Origin of the sequence: Cellulosilyticum sp. ST5, from assembly GCF_046529625.1 — a bacterium.
Taxonomy (GTDB): Bacteria; Bacillota; Clostridia; order Lachnospirales; family Cellulosilyticaceae; genus Cellulosilyticum; species Cellulosilyticum lentocellum.
In genome coordinates this window covers 424,927-447,687 of the sequence record NZ_CP132338.1, presented here as the reverse complement: position 1 = coordinate 447,687, position 22,761 = coordinate 424,927, and the positions used below count along the sequence as shown (strand labels likewise).

The 22,761-nt window shown below is 31.9% G+C and carries 17 protein-coding genes; 1 reads left to right on the top strand and 16 read right to left on the bottom strand.

The window, feature by feature from the left end:
• Positions 1-63 precede the first annotated feature (63 nt).
• From QTL86_RS02080 to QTL86_RS02045, 8 genes are all read right to left on the bottom strand, one after another.
• On the bottom strand, positions 64-1,374 hold the full coding sequence (locus QTL86_RS02080) for an extracellular solute-binding protein (RefSeq protein ID WP_127067341.1): 1,311 nt from the start codon (positions 1,372-1,374) through the stop codon (positions 64-66).
• A gap of 407 nt (positions 1,375-1,781) precedes the next feature.
• On the bottom strand, positions 1,782-3,848 hold the full coding sequence (locus tag QTL86_RS02075) for a methyl-accepting chemotaxis protein (RefSeq protein WP_127067342.1): 2,067 nt from the start codon (positions 3,846-3,848) through the stop codon (positions 1,782-1,784).
• A gap of 228 nt (positions 3,849-4,076) precedes the next feature.
• Positions 4,077-4,874: a histidinol-phosphatase HisJ gene (gene hisJ / locus QTL86_RS02070; protein ID WP_127067343.1), complete on the bottom strand. Its 798-nt coding sequence runs from the start codon at positions 4,872-4,874 to the stop codon at positions 4,077-4,079.
• Positions 4,875-4,934: 60 nt separating this feature from the next.
• On the bottom strand, positions 4,935-6,287 hold the full coding sequence (locus QTL86_RS02065) for an alpha-amylase family glycosyl hydrolase (protein WP_013657954.1): 1,353 nt from the start codon (positions 6,285-6,287) through the stop codon (positions 4,935-4,937).
• A 55-nt stretch (positions 6,288-6,342) separates the two neighbouring features.
• Positions 6,343-6,909, bottom strand: coding sequence for a TetR/AcrR family transcriptional regulator (locus QTL86_RS02060; protein ID WP_013657955.1), 567 nt, complete (start codon positions 6,907-6,909; stop codon positions 6,343-6,345).
• Positions 6,910-7,057: 148 nt separating this feature from the next.
• Positions 7,058-8,671, bottom strand: coding sequence for a phosphoenolpyruvate--protein phosphotransferase (ptsP, locus tag QTL86_RS02055; RefSeq protein WP_013657956.1), 1,614 nt, complete (start codon positions 8,669-8,671; stop codon positions 7,058-7,060).
• A gap of 24 nt (positions 8,672-8,695) precedes the next feature.
• Positions 8,696-8,956, bottom strand: coding sequence for an HPr family phosphocarrier protein (locus QTL86_RS02050; RefSeq protein WP_013657957.1), 261 nt, complete (start codon positions 8,954-8,956; stop codon positions 8,696-8,698).
• A 296-nt stretch (positions 8,957-9,252) separates the two neighbouring features.
• A complete protein-coding gene (locus QTL86_RS02045; RefSeq protein WP_013657958.1) occupies positions 9,253-9,801 on the bottom strand; it encodes an NADH peroxidase in 549 nt (182 codons plus the stop codon).
• A 218-nt stretch (positions 9,802-10,019) separates the two neighbouring features.
• Between QTL86_RS02045 and yjeM the strand changes: the two genes are divergently transcribed.
• Positions 10,020-11,519 (top strand): glutamate/gamma-aminobutyrate family transporter YjeM, encoded by a 1,500-nt coding sequence (gene yjeM / locus QTL86_RS02040; RefSeq protein WP_013657959.1) that lies wholly within the window; start codon positions 10,020-10,022, stop codon positions 11,517-11,519.
• Between the two features lie 90 nt (positions 11,520-11,609).
• On the opposite strand, the gene QTL86_RS02035 is transcribed toward yjeM, so the two are convergent.
• From QTL86_RS02035 to QTL86_RS02000, 8 genes are all read right to left on the bottom strand, one after another.
• On the bottom strand, positions 11,610-11,801 hold the full coding sequence (locus QTL86_RS02035; protein ID WP_013657960.1) for a hypothetical protein: 192 nt from the start codon (positions 11,799-11,801) through the stop codon (positions 11,610-11,612).
• Positions 11,802-11,855: 54 nt separating this feature from the next.
• A complete protein-coding gene (locus QTL86_RS02030) occupies positions 11,856-13,163 on the bottom strand; it encodes a glutamate-5-semialdehyde dehydrogenase (protein WP_083801294.1) in 1,308 nt (435 codons plus the stop codon).
• Between the two features lie 260 nt (positions 13,164-13,423).
• Positions 13,424-15,049 (bottom strand): NAD-dependent DNA ligase LigA, encoded by a 1,626-nt coding sequence (gene ligA, locus QTL86_RS02025; RefSeq protein WP_410497283.1) that lies wholly within the window; start codon positions 15,047-15,049, stop codon positions 13,424-13,426.
• 56 nt (positions 15,050-15,105) lie between these two features.
• Positions 15,106-16,728 (bottom strand): zinc-ribbon domain-containing protein, encoded by a 1,623-nt coding sequence (locus QTL86_RS02020; protein ID WP_410496333.1) that lies wholly within the window; start codon positions 16,726-16,728, stop codon positions 15,106-15,108.
• An 8-nt stretch (positions 16,729-16,736) separates the two neighbouring features.
• On the bottom strand, positions 16,737-17,507 hold the full coding sequence (locus QTL86_RS02015; protein WP_410496332.1) for a hypothetical protein: 771 nt from the start codon (positions 17,505-17,507) through the stop codon (positions 16,737-16,739).
• Positions 17,508-19,163 (bottom strand): hypothetical protein, encoded by a 1,656-nt coding sequence (locus tag QTL86_RS02010; protein WP_410496331.1) that lies wholly within the window; start codon positions 19,161-19,163, stop codon positions 17,508-17,510.
• Positions 19,164-21,239: a hypothetical protein gene (locus QTL86_RS02005; RefSeq protein ID WP_410496330.1), complete on the bottom strand. Its 2,076-nt coding sequence runs from the start codon at positions 21,237-21,239 to the stop codon at positions 19,164-19,166. It lies immediately after the preceding gene.
• Complete coding sequence (locus QTL86_RS02000) at positions 21,214-22,530, bottom strand: hypothetical protein (protein WP_410496328.1); 1,317 nt, start codon at positions 22,528-22,530, stop codon at positions 21,214-21,216. The genes QTL86_RS02005 and QTL86_RS02000 overlap by 26 nt, the downstream gene beginning before the upstream one ends.
• Positions 22,531-22,761: the final 231 nt, after the last annotated feature.

Genomic DNA, 22,761 nt, shown 5'->3' with positions numbered 1-22,761 from the left:
TTGCTGCAACTAAAGTCGCAACAAATATTGTTTACTCATATCATTTAGTTTTAAGCAATCCTATTATTGAAGGATATCACTTACAAGGCTATCAAGTTTAGCTTGCATATCAGCTGCTTGAATGTTACCATCAAATGCATCTTTTGTGAATGCACCTGTTGGAGTCCAGAAGTTACTCATTTTAGGAACAGATGGCATTGCTACACCGAATTCAAGTTGAGCAAGTGTTGCTGCTACTGTTGCATCTGAAGTAACTTTTTCATTTGAAGCTGCTGTTTTATTTGTTGGAAGAAGTTGTCTCATTTCAAATCTCTTAATTTGATTTTCTTCATTTGTTAAGAAGTCTGCAAGTGTCATTGCTGCAACTGGATATTGTGTATTAGATTTTACACAATATAATTTGTATCCAGCAAATGATTTCATTTGTTTGTCAGCAGATCCTGTGTTGATTGTTGGTAATTTAGCCACACCATAACGATCACCTAAGAATTTTTTGTAATCAGCTGCTTTCCATGGTCCACCTACATATGCACCTAATTTACCAGCTTCGAATTGAGTACCAGCAGCAGCGTCATCTAATGCTGCAGCACCTTTAGCTTTTAATCCAGCAATGAAGTTAGCCATTTCTAAACCACCAGCATTGTTGAATGTACAAACTGTTTCATCTGCACCTGTTTCACCAAATAATTGGCAATCATTTGTTAAGAAGAATGCTCCTGAGAAGTACGCATTACCCATATCAAAACCAAATTTTGTTACACCATCTGGTACTTGTGCATCAAGAATAGTGTTAAGAGATGCTACATCTTCTGCTTTAAAGATTGATGTATCATAGTATAAGAAGTATGTTTCTGAAGCACTTGGATAACCATAGATTTTTCCATCATATGTAGCTGCAGTAATAGCACCTTCTGAATCATTATCTGTTACATTTTTAGCAAAAAGAGTATTTTCATAAATAGCTCCTGATTGAACAAGTGATCCAAGTTGGTCATGAGCGATTGAGAAAACGTCAGCTGCAGCATCTAAGTCTTTTTGAACTTCGTCTTTAGCTGTATCTTCGCCATTTACACGTAAAGTGATTTCAATGTTTTTGTCAGCATATTTTGTTTTAAAAGCATCTGCCATTTGTGTTAACATTTCTTGGTCATCTGCTGCACCCCAAAGAGTAAGTTTTGCGCCATCTTCTGGTTGTGGTACTTCAGCTTCAGCTGGTGTTTCTGCTGGTGCTTCTGATGGTGCTACTGATTCAGCTGGTGTTTCTGCTGGCGCTGGTGATTCTGATGTTGGTGTTGTTTTATTACAACCAACCATTGATACACTCATTGCACCGATTAATGCCATACTCATTGCAAGTGATAATTTTTTACTCATAAATATCCCCCTTATTTTGGACTTTCGCCCATTTAAATAATTAATTACTTCATCTATATCAAACTCTTATAACTATATATAAGCCATAAGAACTTTGATCATAACTTATACTGATTTTACCTTTAAATTATTATGATACGGTATCGTTCCCAAGGTTATGTGCTTTTTTCTAGTTACTCATGCTGTTTTTGGTTATATACATTACACTAATCTTATACTATTTTATAATAATAATTTAGTCATATTTGATTTATATCGTAATATCCATTTTTTTGTTTTATACAATATAAACATCGAAATCGTTTCCAATTTCTATATTTTCATTTTATACGTCTTTTATTAAAAAATCAATATATTTTATAATATTTTTTAAATTATTTTTTTATGTATTTTTACCAATAGAATTCTTAATTAAACATCTTATAGCTTTCTTCAAGTTGCTCAACCGTTAGCGCTAATTCATCAGCTAATTGTGTAATACTTTTTGATGCCTCAATTTGTTCAACTGTTTCAGCACTAACTTCCTCTGTAACACTTACAGCTTCTTCTACAACTTGAGCAATATATTTCATTTTCTTTTCTACTGCTTCTTTCTCTTCTACTACTTTACCAATCATATGATGGGCATTATTAAGTGAAATATCCACTTCTTTCATCTTAGTATCAATATCTGTGAATATTTCTGTTACACCATTTACCATTGGTAATTGTTTATTAAATACTTCTAGGGCCATCATTAATTGTTCTAAAGTAAGCTTTTTCTTTTCTTCGATAATCTGCAGTGTACTCGCTATATTAGATATAGCACTTTCTGTTTGTACTGAGAGCTTTCTTACTTCATCTGCAACGACAGCAAAGCCTTTTCCAGCTTCTCCTGCTCTAGCTGCTTCAATGGCAGCATTTAATGCAAGTAAATTTGTTTGTCCATTAACATTTTGAATCATATCCAAAATCTTATGAATTCCTTCTGCTTCTTCACCTAATTCTTGCACACACTCGCTTACTTTCTCACTAATTCGAATAGTATTTTGAGCTCCATTATAAAGATCCGTTAGGCGTATTTTAGTTGCTTCACTCATACTCATTGTTTGTTTAGAAGCTTTCCTAATGTGTTCCATCGAATCTGTTACTTTATTAATATTATTTGAAAGCACATTAATAAGTGTAACAGATTCTTCTATTTCCTTGTTCTGAGTTTGTGCACCTAATGCTACAGATTCAATTGTCTTTCCTACTTCTGTTGCTGATAAACTTGTATCCTGTGCCATATCTTGAAGTGACTGCGTATGCTCATATACAGAAGAAGTAACTGCTTTAGCTTTACCTATCATACTATCTAAGGTATTTAGCATACTCGTAAAACCTTTTACTAAAATATGCATTTCTACATTGTTATATTCTAATTCTTGTTCTAATTCCTGTTTAAAACTAAGTTGTCCTTTCTCTACACGCATCATGTATGAAGCCATTTTAACAATAGGCTTTGTAATTTTTCTACTAATAAGAATGCTTATCAAGATAACCACTAATAGTATGACACCTACAACAATAAAGATTACTCTACTATCATCATGGTAGTCTTTTAATAAACTATCCATAGCTGCACTACTAGTAACTCCCCAACCATTACTGGTCTTTACGAAGCTTACCAAATTATCAGAAAGATTAAGTGTTTCTGTTGTATTTGATGATTCTCTCATATAAGTAATAAGCTTTTCATCAATAACACCATTATTATTGCTTGTAATAACTTGATTTTGAGCATCTACAATCATCATAGATATATCTTTTTTTAGATCTGCTAATTCTAATAGCTCATTTAAATAATCTTTATTCATAAGGGCAATTAATAATGTATCATTAGAGTTTAGCATTTTTCTAACCAAATAAATATTTCGTTCTCCATCAGCCTCTAATGTAAACCAATAAAATTCAGAAGTTGGTATTTCTTGAACTCTTGTATAAGCTTCGCTTGCAGAAAAAGCTTCTACATCAAAATCAAAAGAGATATTAGCTTCTTGATAAATCTTCTTATCATTAACCAATACGCAAAAGCCTAAAATAGCTTGTTGTGTTTTCAAAGTGCTTCTTACTCTTTCCTTAACATCTCCAAAATAAGTAGATGCTCCTACCATATCATTTTGATTGACTTTCTTTATGTAATTCTGTAACTTTTGAAAGCCTACAATATCACCCATAGTAGTCCTAGCCACAGAAATATAGTTTTCTATATTATAACTGAGCTGCTCCACTATTTTTTGAGAATAATCTCCAACGACATTTTGAGTAGAACGAGTTGTAATATTCATACTCATCGCCATAATAATCAACGTAGGGATTAAGCTAATGACTATAAAAATGGCTATGAGTTGATTCTTCAATTTAAACTTGTGACGATTCACTTTTAATGATTTTATGGTATCGTTATTGGTATCGATTCCATGTTTTTTCAAAAAAAATGGCTTCTTCTTCATAAGCTACCCCCATTTCTCAATGTTCTTCGACTGTAGAATTTAGTTTCCTTACTTAAAAATATAATTTAATCAATCAATTTATGCTTATTATATAATTTTGAATATAAATTGTAAATAGTTATTAAAAAAATAGTTATATTTTCACAATTATTATCTTATGTTTAAATAAAAAGTTATACTTGATTATATAATCTTTTTATAAAATAATTTATAAAATAGACCTATCTTCTAGAAAGAAGATAGGTCTATTTTAACCTGTTCTGCGCAATGTGCGTCTGACCCCAATATTAATGGCAAATGCTCTTTTTTTATAAGTTCTAAAAGTCTGCCAGAAGGATAAGTCTCCTTGCAGAACTCTTTCTTTAATCCAGCCATATTAAAATCGATCTCATACTTTTTTTCTTTAAGAGCTGTAACGATTGCTTGAAACAAACATTCATTTTCATACGCTATAGGATATTTTTTATTAAAAATACGAACTAACGTAGGATGTCCGATTCGCTTAGGTTTATATTTCCCTAAGTCAGCTTCTATAGATTTAAGAACTGTCTCAAAATATAAATCATAAATTTTTTCTAGGCTTTGTATCTTAGTAAGGAGTGTTTCAAAGTCTGGCAAGTAATCTATCGCATAATACTGATTTTCAAATTTCACAAAATGCACTGATAAAACACCGTCTTCGATAGTTGTAGCATACTGATTTAAAGTATCTGTAATCTTATTCTCATAGCCCTCTATATAGTCTACTTCAAAACCCAAATGAATCGCTATACGTTCTTTATAATTCACTTTTACTCTTCCGATGGCTTCTATATAGGCTGGGATTTCTTCTTCTAACAATGTACACTCTCTTCGAAATGTCTCTGTAGTAACACCCTCTGGCATAGGAAAGTGCTCTGTAAACGTTATTTCTCTTCTTCCTTCCTTTATCGCCTTCTCTATATAGCTTTCTAAAGTATCTTTAGTCCCATGAGGACAAAATGGTGTATGCATATGGCCATCTCTTATACTTAGATTATCGTACAAATCTTTTCCCCTCTCTATATTTATCTTGTTCTCATAGCTTACCTTATTTTCTTATCCTCTTCAAGAGTAATTTCCTTCTAAAACAGTACTTGAAAATGGAGGCATATTTATTCCCACGTTTCCTCCTATTGGAGTATAATACTTTTCATCGTGTAATAAGTCTTTTAGTTTACTTTCTTGCCCTACTTTAAAATATAATGTTACTTCTTGCTCCGCTAAGTTTAGCACGACAAATACTCTCTTATTATGATATACACGTGCAAATACTAGCTGTTCATTTTTGACTAATACTTGTTCATATAAACCATTACAAATAACTTCTGAATTTTTTCTTATCCTTGCAAGCCCCCTAATATGTTCTACTATATTTTGATCTTCTTGCAATAACTCTTTTAAATTAAGGCAAGGTCTTAGCACCTCATCTCCTCCATTTGCCTTGTCACCTAGTATTCCCCACTCACTTCCATAATAAATAGAGGGGATTCCTGGCATAGTAAAAAGTAATGTATATACATTTGTCAAATGCTCTTTTTTCTTTAAACTACTAGTAATGCGATTAACATCATGATTATCTATAAAGTTATATAATAATAAGTCTTTATATATTCCTCCTTGCCCAAATAAACGATTTAAAGAATAGTTGATCTCAAAATAATTTTTATCATTATGACTTGAGTAGATTCCCTTATAACATTCATAGTTAGTTGCTGAATGCAATAAGCCACTTCTCGCTATACGTGAGTACTCTCCATGTATCATTTCTCCCATCAACCAAAACTCTTGATCTTGTTCTAAACAAAATGCTACAAGCTTTCCTAAAAATTCTTGATCCATGCAATAAGCCACATCTAATCTTAAGCCATTTATTTGAAATTCTTCTATCCAGCTTTTAACCGCTCCGAAAATATGCCTAATTACCTCTGGATGTGTTAAATTGAGTTTTACTAAATCAAAATGTCCTTCCCAGCCTTCATAATAAAACCCATCATTATATGGACTATTTCCATCAAAATTAATATTAACAAACCAATCCTTGTAAAGAGACTGTTCTCTTTTTGCTTGTAAGTCTTTAAATGCCCAAAAGTCCCTCCCTACATGATTAAAAACCCCATCTAAAACAACTTTAATACCTGCAGCATGTAGCTGATTACAAACTTCCTTGAAATCTAAATGACTACCTAATCGTCTATCTATTTGATAGTAATCCATTGTATCATAACCATGACGACTTGATTCAAATACTGGTCCAAAATAAATAGCATTTACACCTAAATTTTTCAGATGTGGTATCCATTCTATTACCCGGGAAATGCGATTTTCTACTATCAAGTCTTTACTATTTTCTCTTGGTGCTCCACAAAATCCCAGAGGATAAATGTGATAAAATATTGCCTCTTTAATCCATTCTGCCATTTTTCTACCCCTTTCATCTATCTCATTAGCTTCTGTTTATATCAAACTTATCCTTTTAAGAGAAGATACCATGCATAAATTGATGTGTTGCCTTTCTAATAAGATTATCCTCTTCTAAAGAATCCTCGTTGTCATGCAATTCAATATAAGCATTGACCATTCCTAAGTAAGTAATGGCATAAGTTCTTTGCCTTCCCTTCATATTACCATGCTGTATAGACGCTTTAGTAAAAAGTTCCTCTAATACTCGAATCTGTTCATTAACAAGTGGCCTTGCCACTTTATATCCATCGCTAGCCGGAGGATAAAACCTCATGGCTAGTAGCATACGGTAAAAGATTCTGTTCTCTTTTGCATAGTCAAAATAAGCTTGTGTAAGCCGATACATTGTTAAAGGTAAATCGCCTTTATACTCTGCTGCTTGGCTAAGCCTTTTTATCAGTCCTTCATGTTTCAACGTTAATAAGGACTGAAGTAATCCCTCTTTACTTCCAAAATAATGATATAAAGTTGGCTTAGTTATTCCCGCTTCATTTACAATTTCTTGTACACCTACTGCATCATACCCCCTATCTGAAAAGAGTTCTAATGCACAGGTTAGAATTTTTTCTTTGTTATCCATGGATTCTCCCTATTTTTATATGACTCTACTATTTTTCTCTATCATATGATATGTTTCACTATACCACTCGGTATACTAATTGTAAATAAAAAAATAAAAGGTATATAAAATTTTTACTTTTATATACCTTTTATCGATATTAATTATTTTAGTGATTCATTAAGATCTTTTTAGCATTTAAAATAGAGGTTGCGCTCATAGAAAATTCATCTAGTCCATACTCAAGGAGTGTTGGAATAGCTGCTTCATCTCCTGCCATTTCTCCACACATGCCAACCCATTTACCATGTTTATGAGCACCTTCAATTGTCATTTTAATAAGTCTTAAAACAGCAGGGTGCATTGGGTTATAAAGATAAGAAACTTTTTCGCTCATTCTATCTGCTGCTAAAGTATATTGAATAAGGTCATTTGTTCCAATTGAGAAGAAATCAACATATTTTGCTAGTTCATCAGCCATAACTGCTGCTGCTGGAATCTCAATCATAATTCCCCACTCAATCTCATTTGAGTAAGCAATTCCTTCTGTATCAAGTTCCTTTTTACATTCATCTACCACAGCTTTTGCTTGTTCAAATTCCTCAATTCCTGAAATCATTGGGAACATGACTGCTAACTTACCATACACAGACGCTCTTAAAAGTGCTCTAAGCTGTACTTTAAAAATACCTGTTTGATCTAAACATAAACGAATCGCTCTATAACCTAAAAACGGATTCATTTCTTCTGGTAATGGTAAATAGGGAAGTGTTTTATCTCCACCAATATCTAGTGTCCTAATAACAACTTTCTTATCTTTCATAGTCTCAAGAACATATTTGTAGGCTTCAAATTGTTCTTCTTCTGTAGGAGCAGCATCTCTGTCCATGTATAAGAATTCTGTTCTAAAGAGACCTACACCATCTCCACCGTTTTCTAATACTTGATCTGCATCTTTAGGTTTACCGATGTTACCACATACTTCAATATGTTTGCCGCTCTTATCAACAACTTTTACATTAAGAAGCTTTTTAAGTTCTTCCTTCTCAGCTGCAAAAGCTTCGATTTTAGCTTCATAGGCCTTGATAGTTGCTTCATCTGGATTAATAATAGCTATTCCTTCAATGCCATCTACAATAACTCTATCACCATTTTTAACTACACTTGTAATATCACCAAGACCAACAACAGCCGGAATTTCAAGTGTTCTTGCCATAATGGCAGAGTGAGAAGTTCTACCACCAATATTAGTAATAAATCCTTTTACTTTTGTTTTATCAAGTTGTGCTGTATCAGATGGAGTTAAGTCATGTGCTACTACAATCGTATTATCCTCTGAAATCTCTAAACCAACTGTATGTCCAGCTAAATTAGCTAGCATACGTTTAGAGACGTCTTTAATATCTGCTGCACGCTCTCTAAGGTAAGCATCATCAATAGCTTCAAATAAACTTACAAGGCTATTTGAAACTGTTTCAACGGCTTTTAAAGCATTGATACTATTATTTTTTATCTCAGCTTCTACAGAGCCTACAAACTCTGGATCCTCTAAGATAAGAAGATGTGCATCGAAAACAGCAGCTTCATGCTCACCTACATTTTCTAATGTTTTTTGTTTGATTTTCTCAAGTTGCTCTTTGCATAATGCTACTGCTCCTTGAAGTTTTTCAAGTTCTACTGCTATATCTGTAACTTTTTCATCTGTGATAATAAGTTCTTTCTCTTCATAGACAAAAACATTACCAATTGCATAGCCTTTGGAAGCTGCAATACCTTTTTTCATATGTTCTTCCTCCTAAGCTAGCAATTATTCTTGGAAAGTGCCGATGAAATCTGCCATATGTTTAGCTGCTGCTTCTTCGTCTTCACCTTCAGCTACAACTTGAAGTTCTGCTCCTGATGTAAGTCCCATTGCTAAAAGAGCGATTAAGCTTTTTGCGTTTCCTTCTTTATCTCCATATACTAATTTAATATCTGATTTAAATTGTGATGCTTCTTTACAGAATAAAGTAGCTGGTCTTGCATGTAACCCTTGTTGATTGATAAGTTTAGTGTTTAAAGTAGTCATGATTTCTCCTATCCTCGTTCTAGTCTATTTTTTGTTTATTTTTGTAGTATATTTTATCCTAAAATATATTTAATTATAACTGGTATTAGTTTTATTATAAACAAACATTTTTTTACATTTTTATTAACAAAGTGTTAATACAGCTATGCTATTTTCTATTTATTTTTCTTTATAAAGTTAATTTACACAAAAACTATCTTTATAAATAGCAAAAAGTGACTACATTTTATGTAGCCACTTTCCAATGTTAAATTTCCTTATGGGGTAAAATACAAGGTTTAAGTTAAATGTATTAATTATTTACCGAAGTATCTATTTAAAAGACCTTCGAAAGCTTTACCATGACGAGCTTCATCTTTAGCCATTTCATGTACTGTATCATGAATAGCATCTAATCCTAATTGTTTTGCAAGTGTTGCTAATTCTTTTTTACCTGCTGTTGCTCCATTTTCAGCTGCTACACGCATTTCAAGGTTTTTCTTTGTTGAATCTGTAAGCACTTCACCTAATAATTCAGCGAATTTTGCAGCATGTTCTGCTTCTTCATGTGCTGCTTTTTCCCAGTAAAGACCGATTTCTGGATAACCTTCTCTGTGTGCAACTCTAGACATAGCTAAGTACATACCTACTTCTGTACATTCACCTTCAAAGTTAGCTCTTAAACCTTCAATGATTCTTTCATCTACGCCTTTAGCTACTCCTACTACGTGTTCATCAGCCCAAACAAGGCCTTCTGTTGCTTGTTCTTTAAATTTATCTGAACCTGCTTTACAAATTGGGCAAGCTTCTGGAGCTGCTTCACCTTCATAAACATAACCACATACTGTACATACATATTTTTTCATTTTTATTTCCTCCCATTTTTGAAAAATTTCGTAGATAATTTTTATTTCTAAATAATAATAATTATCCTTTGGATATATTTATGATACCACATCTAGAATATTTGTCAATGATATTTTTATGTTTTTTTTGATTAAAAGTATTTTTTTCTATTTATTGCACACGCTAATACATAATAATTGAAATGACTTCAATGTTATACATTACCGGGAGGGTCTTTATGACAACACAAAACACAAAAAAACTAACACTTACTTCTCTAGTTCTGATGATCTTTACCTCCGTCTACGGCTTTGCGAATATGCCTAGAGCTTTTTATCTTATGGGGTATGGTGCTATTCCTTGGTATATTCTAGGAGCTCTAGCTTTCTTCTTACCTTATGCTTTTATGATGGCTGAATATGGGGCTGCCTTTAAGCAAGAAAAAGGAGGAATCTATTCCTGGATGAGTGCTTCTATTGGACCTAAATATGCTTTTATCGGCACGTTTATGTGGTATGCCTCCTATTTAATTTGGCAAGTTAATGTAGCTTCTAGTATATGGATTCCTTTGTCTAATGCACTATTTGGTGAAGACCGTACTGGCTTTCTTGCCATCGGTGGTTTAAATAGTACTCAAGTTATTGGCCTACTTGGCGTTCTTTGGATTATTATTGTAACTTATATTTCTTCTAAAGGTATTAGTTGGATTAAGCAAGTTGCTTCTGTGGGCGGTACTGCCATTATGTTTTTAAATGCCCTCCTTATTCTAGGTGGCTTTATTGTCTTAGCTTTAAATGGTGGTCAATTTGCTGAACCTATCCAAACAGCTACACGTGCTTTTTATCAGTCTCCTAATCCCAATTATCAAACTTTACCTTCTATCTTTTCTTTTTTAACCTATGCTATTTTTGCTTACGGTGGTATTGAAGCTGTTGGTGGTTTGGTAGACCAGACTCATAAAGCTGAAGAAACTTTTCCTAAGGGCGTTGCTATTGCTGCTATTGTTATTTCCATAGGCTACTCCATAGGTATTTTCTGTAATGGTATCTTTATTAATTGGGATACTGTTCTTTCTAATGAAGGTGTTAATACCGCTAATGTTACTTATATTATTATGCAAAACTTAGGGTATGAATTAGCTACTGCCTTTGGTGCTGGCACTTCACTAGCTTTAAATATAGGTAATATTGTTGCCCGCCTTACAGGTCTGGCTATGTTCTTAGCTTTAACAGGTGCATTCTTTACACTTATTTATTCTCCACTTAAACAGCTCATTGAAGGTACTCCTGAAAAATTATGGCCGGGCAAATTAGGTGCCTTAAAAAATGATATGCCACTTAATGCTATGTATGTTCAAGGTGTTATTGTTTGTGTACTTATCTTATTTGTTTCTTTTGGTGGTGAAAGTGCTTCTGCTTTTTTTAATACACTTATTAATATGACGAATGTTGCTATGACTATTCCTTATATGTTTTTAGCTATTGCCTTTCCTTTCTTTAAGAAGAAAAGCCACATTCATAAACCCTTTGAAATCTATAAAAGCTATGGTATTGCTTTAACAGCAACTATTATTGTAACTTGTGTGATTGGCTTTGCCAATATTTTCTCTATTATCGAGCCTGCCCTTATTAAAAATAAATTAATGGATACAATCTTTGCAGCTGCCGGACCTATTCTATTTTCTATTATAGCTTATGCATTATATACACAATATGAAAGAAAATATAATAGCCGTTAAGAACTCGTTAAAATTATATAATCTTTGTTTTATTAGAAAATAAAAAGACCATTGGAGTACAATGGTCTTTTTGCTTGATAGCTAAGCAGTTTACTTCTCTTCTTGTTCTAATTCGTAAACAATCACCTGTGTATCATGTGACTTATATTGCAAATAAAGAAACAATACTTGAGTAAGTATACTGCAAATGATTAGTAACCCTGCTGCCATTAAAAGGATTCTTTTGACCATGATGATTTTATCTTTTTGAACGGAATCATGGCCTTGTCCCTTATTCTCCACAGCTCATCCCCCTTAACTCGCTATTCGGTTATTTTCCCTTACTCAGTACTCTGTTTATATTAAACGTTTATGGGTAAAACTTTTCTTTCTAGTTGCATAATCATTTACTACCTGTCCATGACCACATAATCTATATTTATAGATTAGAAGTCCCTCTAAACCTACAGGCCCCCTAGCATGGAGTTTAGAAGTACTAATTCCTACTTCAGCACCAAATCCGTATCTGAATCCGTCACTAAAGCGTGTAGATACATTATGGAATACATTACCAGAATCTACTAGCATCATAAATTTTTCTGCTGATTCTTGGTTATCAGTCACAATACAATCTGTATGACCTGAACCATAGGTATTAATGTGGTTAATAGCTTCTTCTAAATCATCTACTATTTTAATAGAAAGAATATAATCTAAATACTCTGTTTTCCAATCTTCTTCTGTTGCAGCCTGTACTTCTATTAATTTTTGGGTACGTTCACAGCCTCTAATAGCTACACCTTTAGCTTCTAAGCTTTTCTTCAATTTAGGCAAGAATGCACTTGCAATATCTTTGTGTACTAATAGTGTTTCTAACGCATTACATACAGCCACAGATTGTGTTTTTGAGTCAGTTACTACCTCTACTGCTAACTCAATATCTGCTGTTTTATCTACATACACATGGCAAATCCCATCAGCGTGTCCCATTACAGGAATATTAGTATTCTTCATAATGTAACTTACAAAAGCATTAGACCCTCTTGGAATGAGTAAATCTATGTATTGATCCATTCCCAAGATTTGATTAACATCCTCTCTACTTTCTAAAAGTACAATCCAGCCCTCAGGTATACCTGCCTTAACGGAGGCTTCTCTTATAATTTCAAAAAGAATACGATTTGTTTCTTTTGCTTCTGATCCACCTTTTAACAAAACAGCATTGCCACTTTTTAGTCCTAATGTTGAAATTTGTACTAATGCATCTGGGCGTGATTCAAATATAACACCAATAACCCCTATTGGGCATGCTATTCTTGTTAGTATTAGTCCTTCATCTAGCTCTGTTTGCATTTGTACCTTGCCTACTGGCTCCTCAAGTCCAATAAGACTTTTAATACCATCTACCACATCTTGTAATTTTTCTTCTGCAAACTTTAATCTTTTCATAAGAGGAGCCTCTAAACCTTGCTCTTCACTATTTTTTAAGTCAATCGCATTTGCAGCTTTAATACGCTCTACATTTTCTAAGAGAGCTTCACTAATAGCTTGTAATGCCTGGTTTTTTGTAGCTCCATCTATGGCTGCTAACTGAATAGCTGCTGCCCTAGCCTGTTTAGCTGCTTGAATAATATCCATCATGTTCCCTCCTTCGACTTTAAACATCCTACTATAAATAATTGAATGCTTTTATCATATAGGAATAAAAGCACTCAATTCTAATAACTCTTTGCATCCTATCTATTTCAAAATACATTAGTTTATATGACAGGATAGATGTTGAATGACAACATTACTACAATTTAACACTTATATTATATGGTTTATAAATAGATGTCAATTTAATTTAACATCTATTTATAAAGATATTTTGATATTTTCTAATAATTTTCAACTTCTTATTATTAATTAACATATTTTCATTATCACTCTATTATTTCGAGAAATTGTGCTTCTGTTAAAATAGGAATACCTAGCTCCTTTGCCTTCTTATTCTTACTAGAATTTGACTCACTATCATTATTAATCAGATAATCTGTATTTTTACTAACAGATCCCGTTACCTTGCCACCTAATGTTTCTATTTTAGCTTGAAGTTCTTTTCTATTTTTAAAGTAATTCACATCACCTGTAATAACAAAAGTTTTATTTAAAATAGGTGATTCTTGAGATATCGTAACATTTTCTAGTTTAAAATGTATTTCTTTTACTAGGGTTTCTAACATTGCTTTGTTTTCTTCTAAATTGAAGTACTCCTCAAATTCCTTAGCAATAACTGGCCCTACACCATCTATTGTGATAAGCTGCTCATAGCGTGCTTTCATCATCTCGTCTAACTCGTTATTAAAATGCTTGCAAATAAGCTTAGCAGTTCCTAATCCTACTTGTGCTATACCTAAGGCATATACAAAGTTAGCTAACGCTACATCTCTTGATTTATTAATAGATTTAATAAGCTTATCAAAGGATTTCTTTCCCAATCCTTCCATTTCAATGACTTCTGCTTCATATCGATCTAGATGATATAATGAAGTGAAATCCTTTAAATAGCCTTTTTCTAGTAACTTCTCAATAGTGGCTTCTGATAAACCTTCAATGTTCATAGCATCTCTTGTTGTAAAATGAGCAAGTGCTCTTAAACGTTGCGCTTTACAGTTACTATTAGGACAAATAAGTGTTTTAGCCTCTTTTTCTTTCATAATCATGGTATGAGCACCACAAACAGGGCAAACTTCTGGTATTTCTACATTAGCACTTTGAGTAAGATTTTCTGCAATTTGAGGAATGATCATATTGGCCTTATAAACTTTTATGGTATCCCCAATACCTAACTTTAATTCTTCTAAGATACTCAGATTGTGTACACTAGCTCTTTCTACGGTAGTTCCTTCAATCTCAACAGGTTCAAAAATAGCTACTGGATTAATAAGACCTGTTCTTGAAGTGTTCCATTCCATTTCTAATAACTTCGTTTCTACAATCTCATCTTGCCATTTGAAAGCAATTGCATCTTTTGGGAATTTAGCGGTTTCTCCTAATGATGCTGAGTACTCACGATCATTATAAGTAAGTACTAACCCATCTGAAGCAAAGGGTTGAGACTTAATCGCTTCCGCAAAGTAAGCTACTGTTTCTTCTATATTATTAGCTGTCACATGCTTATACTCTACTACTTTAAATCCTCTCGCTTTAAGCCATTCTAATTGCTCTGCTTTTGTTGCTACATCCGGTCCACCCTCTACTAAAGTAAAGGCATATAACCTTACATTTCTACCAGCTGTAATTTGTGGATTAAGCTGCCTCACACTTCCACTACATAAGTTTCTTGGATTTTTATACTTTTCTTCTTTTTCTCCTAGTTCCTCATTAATACGTTCAAAGTCGCTATAAGTAATAATAGCTTCTCCTCTTAATACAACACGTTCTTTGTAATCAATAGCAAGAGGTAATTCCTTAAAAGTTTTTGCATTATTAGTAATTTCCTCTCCTACTGAGCCATTTCCTCTTGTTACAGCACTTACAAGCTGTCCTTCTTCATAAATGCAAACAATGGTAAGCCCATCTTATAAGTATACTTTTACTTTTATTAATTTCGTTTGTCTTTATCTTATATAGTTAACGAATACTTAGATAATATCTTTTTACAGTAAGGACAGCCTATCAATTCACTCTCTAATGAGATAACCATCTTTCCTAATGTACGAATAAATTCATGTCCATATTCACAAGTCCACCAAAAATTTCTCATATTGCTTGCTAATACTTCTGAAGGTTCCTTTCCCTGATTCTTTTCGGTGTTCCAATATTTTACTACATGGGGATGTTTTTTTGCAATAGAATTTTCCTTACTAAATTCTATTCCTTCACAAAAAGGGCACTTCTTGTAATTACACATTCCTAGGAAGTCTTTTTCCCACTTGTGTGACTCATTCTTATCACATTTAAAATAATAGGGACCAGTTGCCATTAAAACTTCATAGGAATTGACATCTCCATTTCTTTCATGATCCCAAAACATTTCTATCATATCACTATACTTAATATTCTTTTTTTCTTTAACTTTACTTTCTATTTTTTTGTTACTAATTTTACCCTTTATTTCTTCATCACATTGTCTACACTTAATTTGTCTAGTTTTTAATACATCTACTTTTTCAGTCCATGAGTGACCTTGATTGCATCGCCAATAATAAGCTTTACTTCCATTTAATCTCCATATGTATGGGTTGTCTTCATTTTTATCAAAGTCCCAGTACTTTTCAAAAATCAGATCATATTCCTTTATTGCTTTAAAATACTCCGCCTTATATACATCAGAAAATTGTCCTAATAAATGTTGGTCATTTTTTATTTTACATAAAGTAACTATTTTTATTTTCTGAGATTCTAATTTGCACACTTCACAAAAGGGATGTTCCACCATATTAAGCACAGACCTTCGGGTTAAATGTTTATTTCCACACACCCAATATGCTATTTTCTTACTAGCCTTACCAACTTTAAAAGGATCTAATCCTATTTCTTTATTTTCTTTCTTTGCCCAATATACTTCTAACTCTGGATTAGTATCAAATAATGAATTATATCCTTTTAGTACTTTTTTATTTGAACAATATGGACATCCTGTTTTTTCCTTTACTCGACTATATGGCTGCGCTTTATAGCTATGGTTCTTTTCACATATCCACCAAACAGGAACATCATTTCCAGTTGTTATGTAGTCAATTAATATATTATTTTTTTCATAGTCAAATTCCTTTCTTAAATAATCTATGTCTTTTATATAATCTGATCTGCACTTTGGACATCTGGTATTTCTTAAAATTTTTTTATTAATTCTGCACAAATAACTTTCATGACCTTTTTCACACTTCCAGTATGCCTTAAAACTACTGTTTGCCTTTAATACAGTAGGATCAAGTCCAAGTTTACTATTTTTCTCAATATCCCAGTATTCCATTATCTCGGCGTGTGTTGTAGAAATGCTTTGCGACTTAATGTGTTGATCTCTACATTTATCACAATCTGTATCTCTATGCTTACCTTTCACTTTATGGCGATAAGACATACCACATATTGGACATATCCAATATACCGCCTTCAAACTTTTTACATTTATAACTTTAGGATCAAATCCTATTCTTTCATTTCTTTCATAATCCCACTGTTTTAATAAATATGGTTTCACCCTTGTAATAGAAGTTTGTAAGACTAATTTATCATTTTCCATTTCTCCTCCTACAAATCTCTTATTTTATTTTTAAAATCAAATGTAATTATTGTATCCTCCTCTTGGTAGAGCATCATATCTTCTAAGCTTTTTTCTATTTTCGATATATCTTCCTTTACGCTATCAACTATTAGTTTACTCTCTATTTCCCTATCATTTTCTAAAGTTAAAAGCCCTAACCTTTTTAGTATATTAGTAGCTTCTTGTTCCCATAAAATTTCAATAGCAGTCTCTAATTTTTTCTTCTCACTTTTTATCTTTCCTAAATCATTTTTTATTATTTCAATATCTCTTTTCAGAGACTCTTTTTCACTAGCTAATAAGATTTCTTTTTCTGAACGATTCTTTTGATCACTTAGTTGTTTTAACGAGTAATTTAAGATTTCTTCTTTAAGCCTTTTGTTTTCATTTAGTATTTTTGTATTACTATTAATAACATTATAGATATATTGGTTCAAATTCTTTAATGCAATAGTAAGGTCACTAGAAGATAATTTACAATAAGCTTGTATATCTAAAGAATTAAATACTGTATCCCCTAGTGAAATTTCATGTTCTCCCTGTGTTAGTTGATTCATATTCTTTATATATTGCTTTACTTCCATATTTCTATTAAAAATATAGTATTTTAAATCTTTAAATCCCAATACCTCAACACCATAATTTGCAACTTTTGTTGCATTGATCTTATATAGTCCCTTAGTGTTCGCTACATAATTATCAATAATATCTTTTAATTCTTGGGTAGTATATTTCTTAGGCCTTCCTACATTATTCATCTATTTGTTCTCTCTTTGAAATTTTTTAACATACATATTTTCTAAATTTTTCACTTCGCTTACCATTTGAGTTGCTAATATTTGTATTTCTTCTTCATTCTTTCTTTTGGCCAAAGATGATACCCACATATTTAGACGTGCTATTTTTTCTTCAAGCTTTTTTTCTTGTTTTTCTAATATCTTATTTTCACTACTCAAATCACCTTTAAACCATTTACACAATTGGCAATCACCTGCCACCTTATAACAATCTATAGGATTATTCTCATTAACAAAAGAAGGCGAAAAGCATTTTCCATTATCAACCTCCATACTTTCTAATGTATTATCAGGCAACCATTTTTTTAGAACACTGCCTCTATCTAAATTTATAGTATCCACCTTGTTGGTTTGTAAGCGATACAAATTGTATGCCCTACATTTCACTAAGTTTTTCATATTATTCGAGTAGTGAAATATCATATCAATAGTATCATGTTTAGTAATTTCTTTTGCCATAAGAATTGTGCAACCATTTAGAAGCATATTTTGCAACGAGATATGCCTAGAATCACCTAACGTAACACGAATAATTTCGTCTTCTTCAAGATATCTTTGTTCCCCCATTTCATCTACTTCTTGTAACTCTTCCTTCATTATGATTCTATATCCGTACAAGTCCTGAACAATAAATGTGTAAAAATATTCTAGTATCAAATAAAATCTTGAAAGTCTCAAATGTGGATATTCTTTTTTTATACTGGACTGATTAAACACGGTTCTTAAAACCTTTTTACACATATCATCTGAAAAGAGACTGTCTATTTCTGCTTCTTTATATTTTTTTGTTCTCTCCCTATATTCCACTACAAGTTCCGCTATTTCCTTAGATACTTCATATTCATAAATAGTGTAATCATTCTCTATATTATATCGTATATGCGTTCCTCTAGTTCCCTTTAAATGAGTTCGACGTATCTTCAAGAAATAATGTTCCTTTTCTATTCTTATGCAATCTTTTGGAATTATGGTGAATTCTGTTGGACGTACTGGAATAATCATACTTATCTTCCACCACAGTAAGATAGGGTAGAAGAGGTCTTTCTCCATTTCATTAGCTTTTTGCCAATAATCTTCTAAAATATCATTTAATAAAAAATAACTCTGAAACTCTGCAATTTCTCTCTTGTGTATAATGTCATATTGTCTTTCTTCCATAATTTCTTCTACCACAAGAGTAGCCTCTGGTGCTAAATCTATAAACTCACTAACTCCATATTTCCATAAAACACCATCATCATTTGGTTTATTTGTAAAGCATTCTGTGGCTTCTATTGCAATAATTATGTTTTTTACTGTTCTACGAAGCAACAAAATACTATTCTTTCCAAACAACAACAACATATAATACTTTAAATAATCTATATACTCCGTAACACTCGTCTTTTTCAATGATTTTTTTATCAAAACTTCATCACATCTAAAATCTAATCTAACTGTATTAGTTTGATCAGTAATAGTCCATACAGAATCACTAAAATTGGATAGAATAACCTTATTCTCTTTAAAAACCCTAAAATTATTTCTTGCTATTTGTTGTTCCTTCTCACTTATTTCATTAATTATAAGGTGTTGTTTGATATGTTTTGTTGTGCTTATATTTGCCAGAATTGCCATTTATTCTCCCTCTAATAACATTGTTTTAAATTCTTCAATATTGCAATGGTAAATATTTTTCATTACAGACATTACTTCATATACAGCGGGATATAATCTTTTTTCTAAAATACATTTACGTTTATATTTTTCAGCTTTACTTTTTGCTGTGCTATAATAACGTTCTTGCCTTTTTAATTCATTAATAAGCTCAAATATAAAAGCCTTTGTATATATTTCATATCCACAACCTATACAAATTTCTCTATTTTCTTCTGTGCACCCTTTCTTGCATGCCTTTTTTAAACAATAAATACCTGTATTTTTTCCAGATGATTCCCCATTAGCTATACTTTTTAATGCTTCTAAAATAACTTCTGCTATAGTTCCATCAGTCACAGCCTCAAGGATATTGTGCACCTTTCCCTTTACAATTCCTTCTAGCCTTTCATCAGTTTCAATAACCTTTTCTATCTCCATAGGGGATACTGATAAAGCATTCATAACTTTTGTTTTTTCTTCTTCACATTTTTCTGTAAATATAGTTCCCTTCACAGCTTCCGCAAATAAGTACGGTACGAAACTACATACTCCACGCTCAAACAATATACGTGTTATGTCATTTACAGTATATCCATCCATTCTTGCAGTAACATACCTAGCAGTCACTTCTGGTATAGTATTAATTCCTCCAGTATGGCTTCTTGCATACGCTGCAATTAAATATCCATCCGTACCAAGTTTATTACCTTCTTCACTTATCAAACTCATATGCTGCTTATTTATACGTAGATTAGACATTATCCTCCCCTTAAATACTCTTTTATAATCTTCTCCAAAAAGTTTAACTGCATCTTCCCTGCTGAACGACTTACTTTGGCATAAATGCTCCTTTTTTATGAGTATTTTACTTGTTCTACAATGAATTTCACAAATAGCAAATAGCATTCCTATTATCTCAATATAAGATTCTGCTATGTGTATTCGCAAGGGACTTGTTCTTGAAAACTTACGAATCTTTTGTGGCTTAGTTGCTAAATAGTTTATTCGCATTTCTACCTCTTCAGCTATTAGCTTATACGTTTCTACACTTATTTTTTCTATAAGTATCAATTCTCTCATTTCATTGGTTTCATAGGGCAAGGATATTCTGGGAAGTGTATTTTCAATATCACTTTTTCTCCAATCACATACTAAATTCATTGCATGATATAACCAAACCCTTGCTAATTTTGCACTTTCTACGGCTTTCGCAACCATTTGTTGTTCTTGTATAAAACCTGAATTAAAACACATATATGCAATAGATAAATAAGTTTCCACATCATATGCCGAAACATCTTTCTTTTTAGCTACAATAGTTTTGTCTACCTTTAGGTTTAATTGTTTAAATTTACATTCTTTCTCTTTTCTCAGAGATTGTAATAAATCCACAAGCGTTGTAAGCGCCGTTTTGGTGATATTCCTAGAGGCATTATTAACAAAATCACTTATTTCTTCTTCATTCATATCTATTAATTCTTTATTAATATTTAAGCGAATATAGTTAACCGCTTCTAAATATGAGTTATCATAGCCTTTTCTTAGATATTTATAGTAATTATCAATGTATTTTCTAGTCAGTGGAAGAGAAGTAAACTCTTTTTTATTGAGTAAAAAACTCAATTTTTCTTCATAAGTCCGATTATAAATACTAATAAAATCTTTTAATTCTTCACTGATTATTTCTTTATCCTCTTTTTTTATATATAAAGCAAACTCATCAAATGATTTGTAATATAAAATAGTGGAGTATCTTGCGCCAAAACATTTATACCCTAACGTATATACTCGTAATTTATCAAATAATCTTCTAGTCACTAAAGAATTATACCTTATAATTAATTCATCTAATAATTTATAAAAAGGAATATAACTATTCCAATCAGCTTTCCATTCTTCAAATAGTTTTATATCAATTCCTATATCTCTTTCTATACCATATGTCTTTATTAAGTTATCACGTACAATAATATTCATTTTCCATAGAGGTTCATCCAAACATTTTGCAACTTCTTTTAACGTTACTATTTCATCTTGTTTCTTTAAAACTTTCATAAAAATCCTCTCCTAATATTTGGCTAATAGTCCATTGCGCGACGTTTTCATTAGCCTTCCTATACTTTTTCATAATCTCACCTTTATTTTGTAAGTAAGTAAAAGAACTTTGCAATGAACGATCTCCCCTCCAACTAGCAATACTATTAATATCTTCATCATTTAGCACAAGCTGCACCGTAAACCAATGTCGAAATGCATGTACTCCCCAACTATTTTCATTTACCAAAAGGCCATATGTTATAAGCTCTGATTCCTTTGATTTCAACAGTTCTGGAACTACATATTTTTTCATAACCTGTTTTATTCTTTTGCAATAGGCCTTCTTAGTTAAGCCAATTCTCTTTCCTATTTTTTTATTTGTATATACTGTAACAAATAATGGCTTATCTTCCTCAAGCTCTATACTATTAATAATCTCTAAGTGTTCCTCATAAGCTCGTTGGATTTCTTTTAAAAAAATAGGATACACAGATTGCATTCTTTTTACTTTAATATATCCTACTTCATTGCCATCCGAACGCAATAAATAATTTTTAGTTAAATCTACTTCAAAATTTTGAAATTCGCCATTTACTGTTCGAAACTTTATTCCTCCTGGATATTTGCTATCTGGTCTACGTATATTTACCACTTCACCAGCCCTTAGACCTGCTGTTAACTGCAAAAGAACTGCCAAATATAGGTCCGGTGCTTCTCTCTTTATAGTTTTTAATATAAGCGGAATAGCCTTTTGAGGAATATCTCGAATTAAATTATATCTATTATCATTGGATAAATACTTTGCCTCAATTTCATATTCCCATTGAATATTTGTCTTCCCCTTTATTATTAATTCTTTATCTCCACCTTTAATAAGAAGAGGTTTTACATAATAGTGTTCTTCCCTATCATATCTTTGTTTTCCTAGGTTATACATAAAATGAGACACTGCATCTCTTTCTTTAACTACAGATTGTTTACTCGGATATCTTCCATTTCTCTTAGTCTTAGAAAAGTTATTTATATACATTTCAGCTGCAATAAATGGTATGTTCGCAATACAAGTCACCTTAAATACTCTTCTATTTTCAGTTAATACAAAGTTAAGGAAATTACACACCCTACGTATGCCATCATTATCAGTAGCATATAAGTACTTAGAGCCTTTTCTTTTAGAAACATATCGAGAATAGTCTGTTATTCGCACTATCATATTATTTATATACATTGCTATTAATAGGGATTTATGTATTTCTCCCATTTCATCAACTAATGTATATTGATAGGGTGCAAAATATATTTTTTTCATAATTCATCATCCTATAATTAAATTTATCATTCTTAGCAAACTTAAGTTCTGAATATTTTTTATTTTATCATGTATTTGATTGAATTAATATCTGTTATTTTTCTTATTTATCTTTAATCCTGTAACTAGAAATCCCAAGTATCACCAAACTATTGGTATCTTTTGTCCTATTAAAGCAAAGAGACTGTTAAATAGACTAATTAATTTAGTCGTTTAACAGTCTCCTTATCT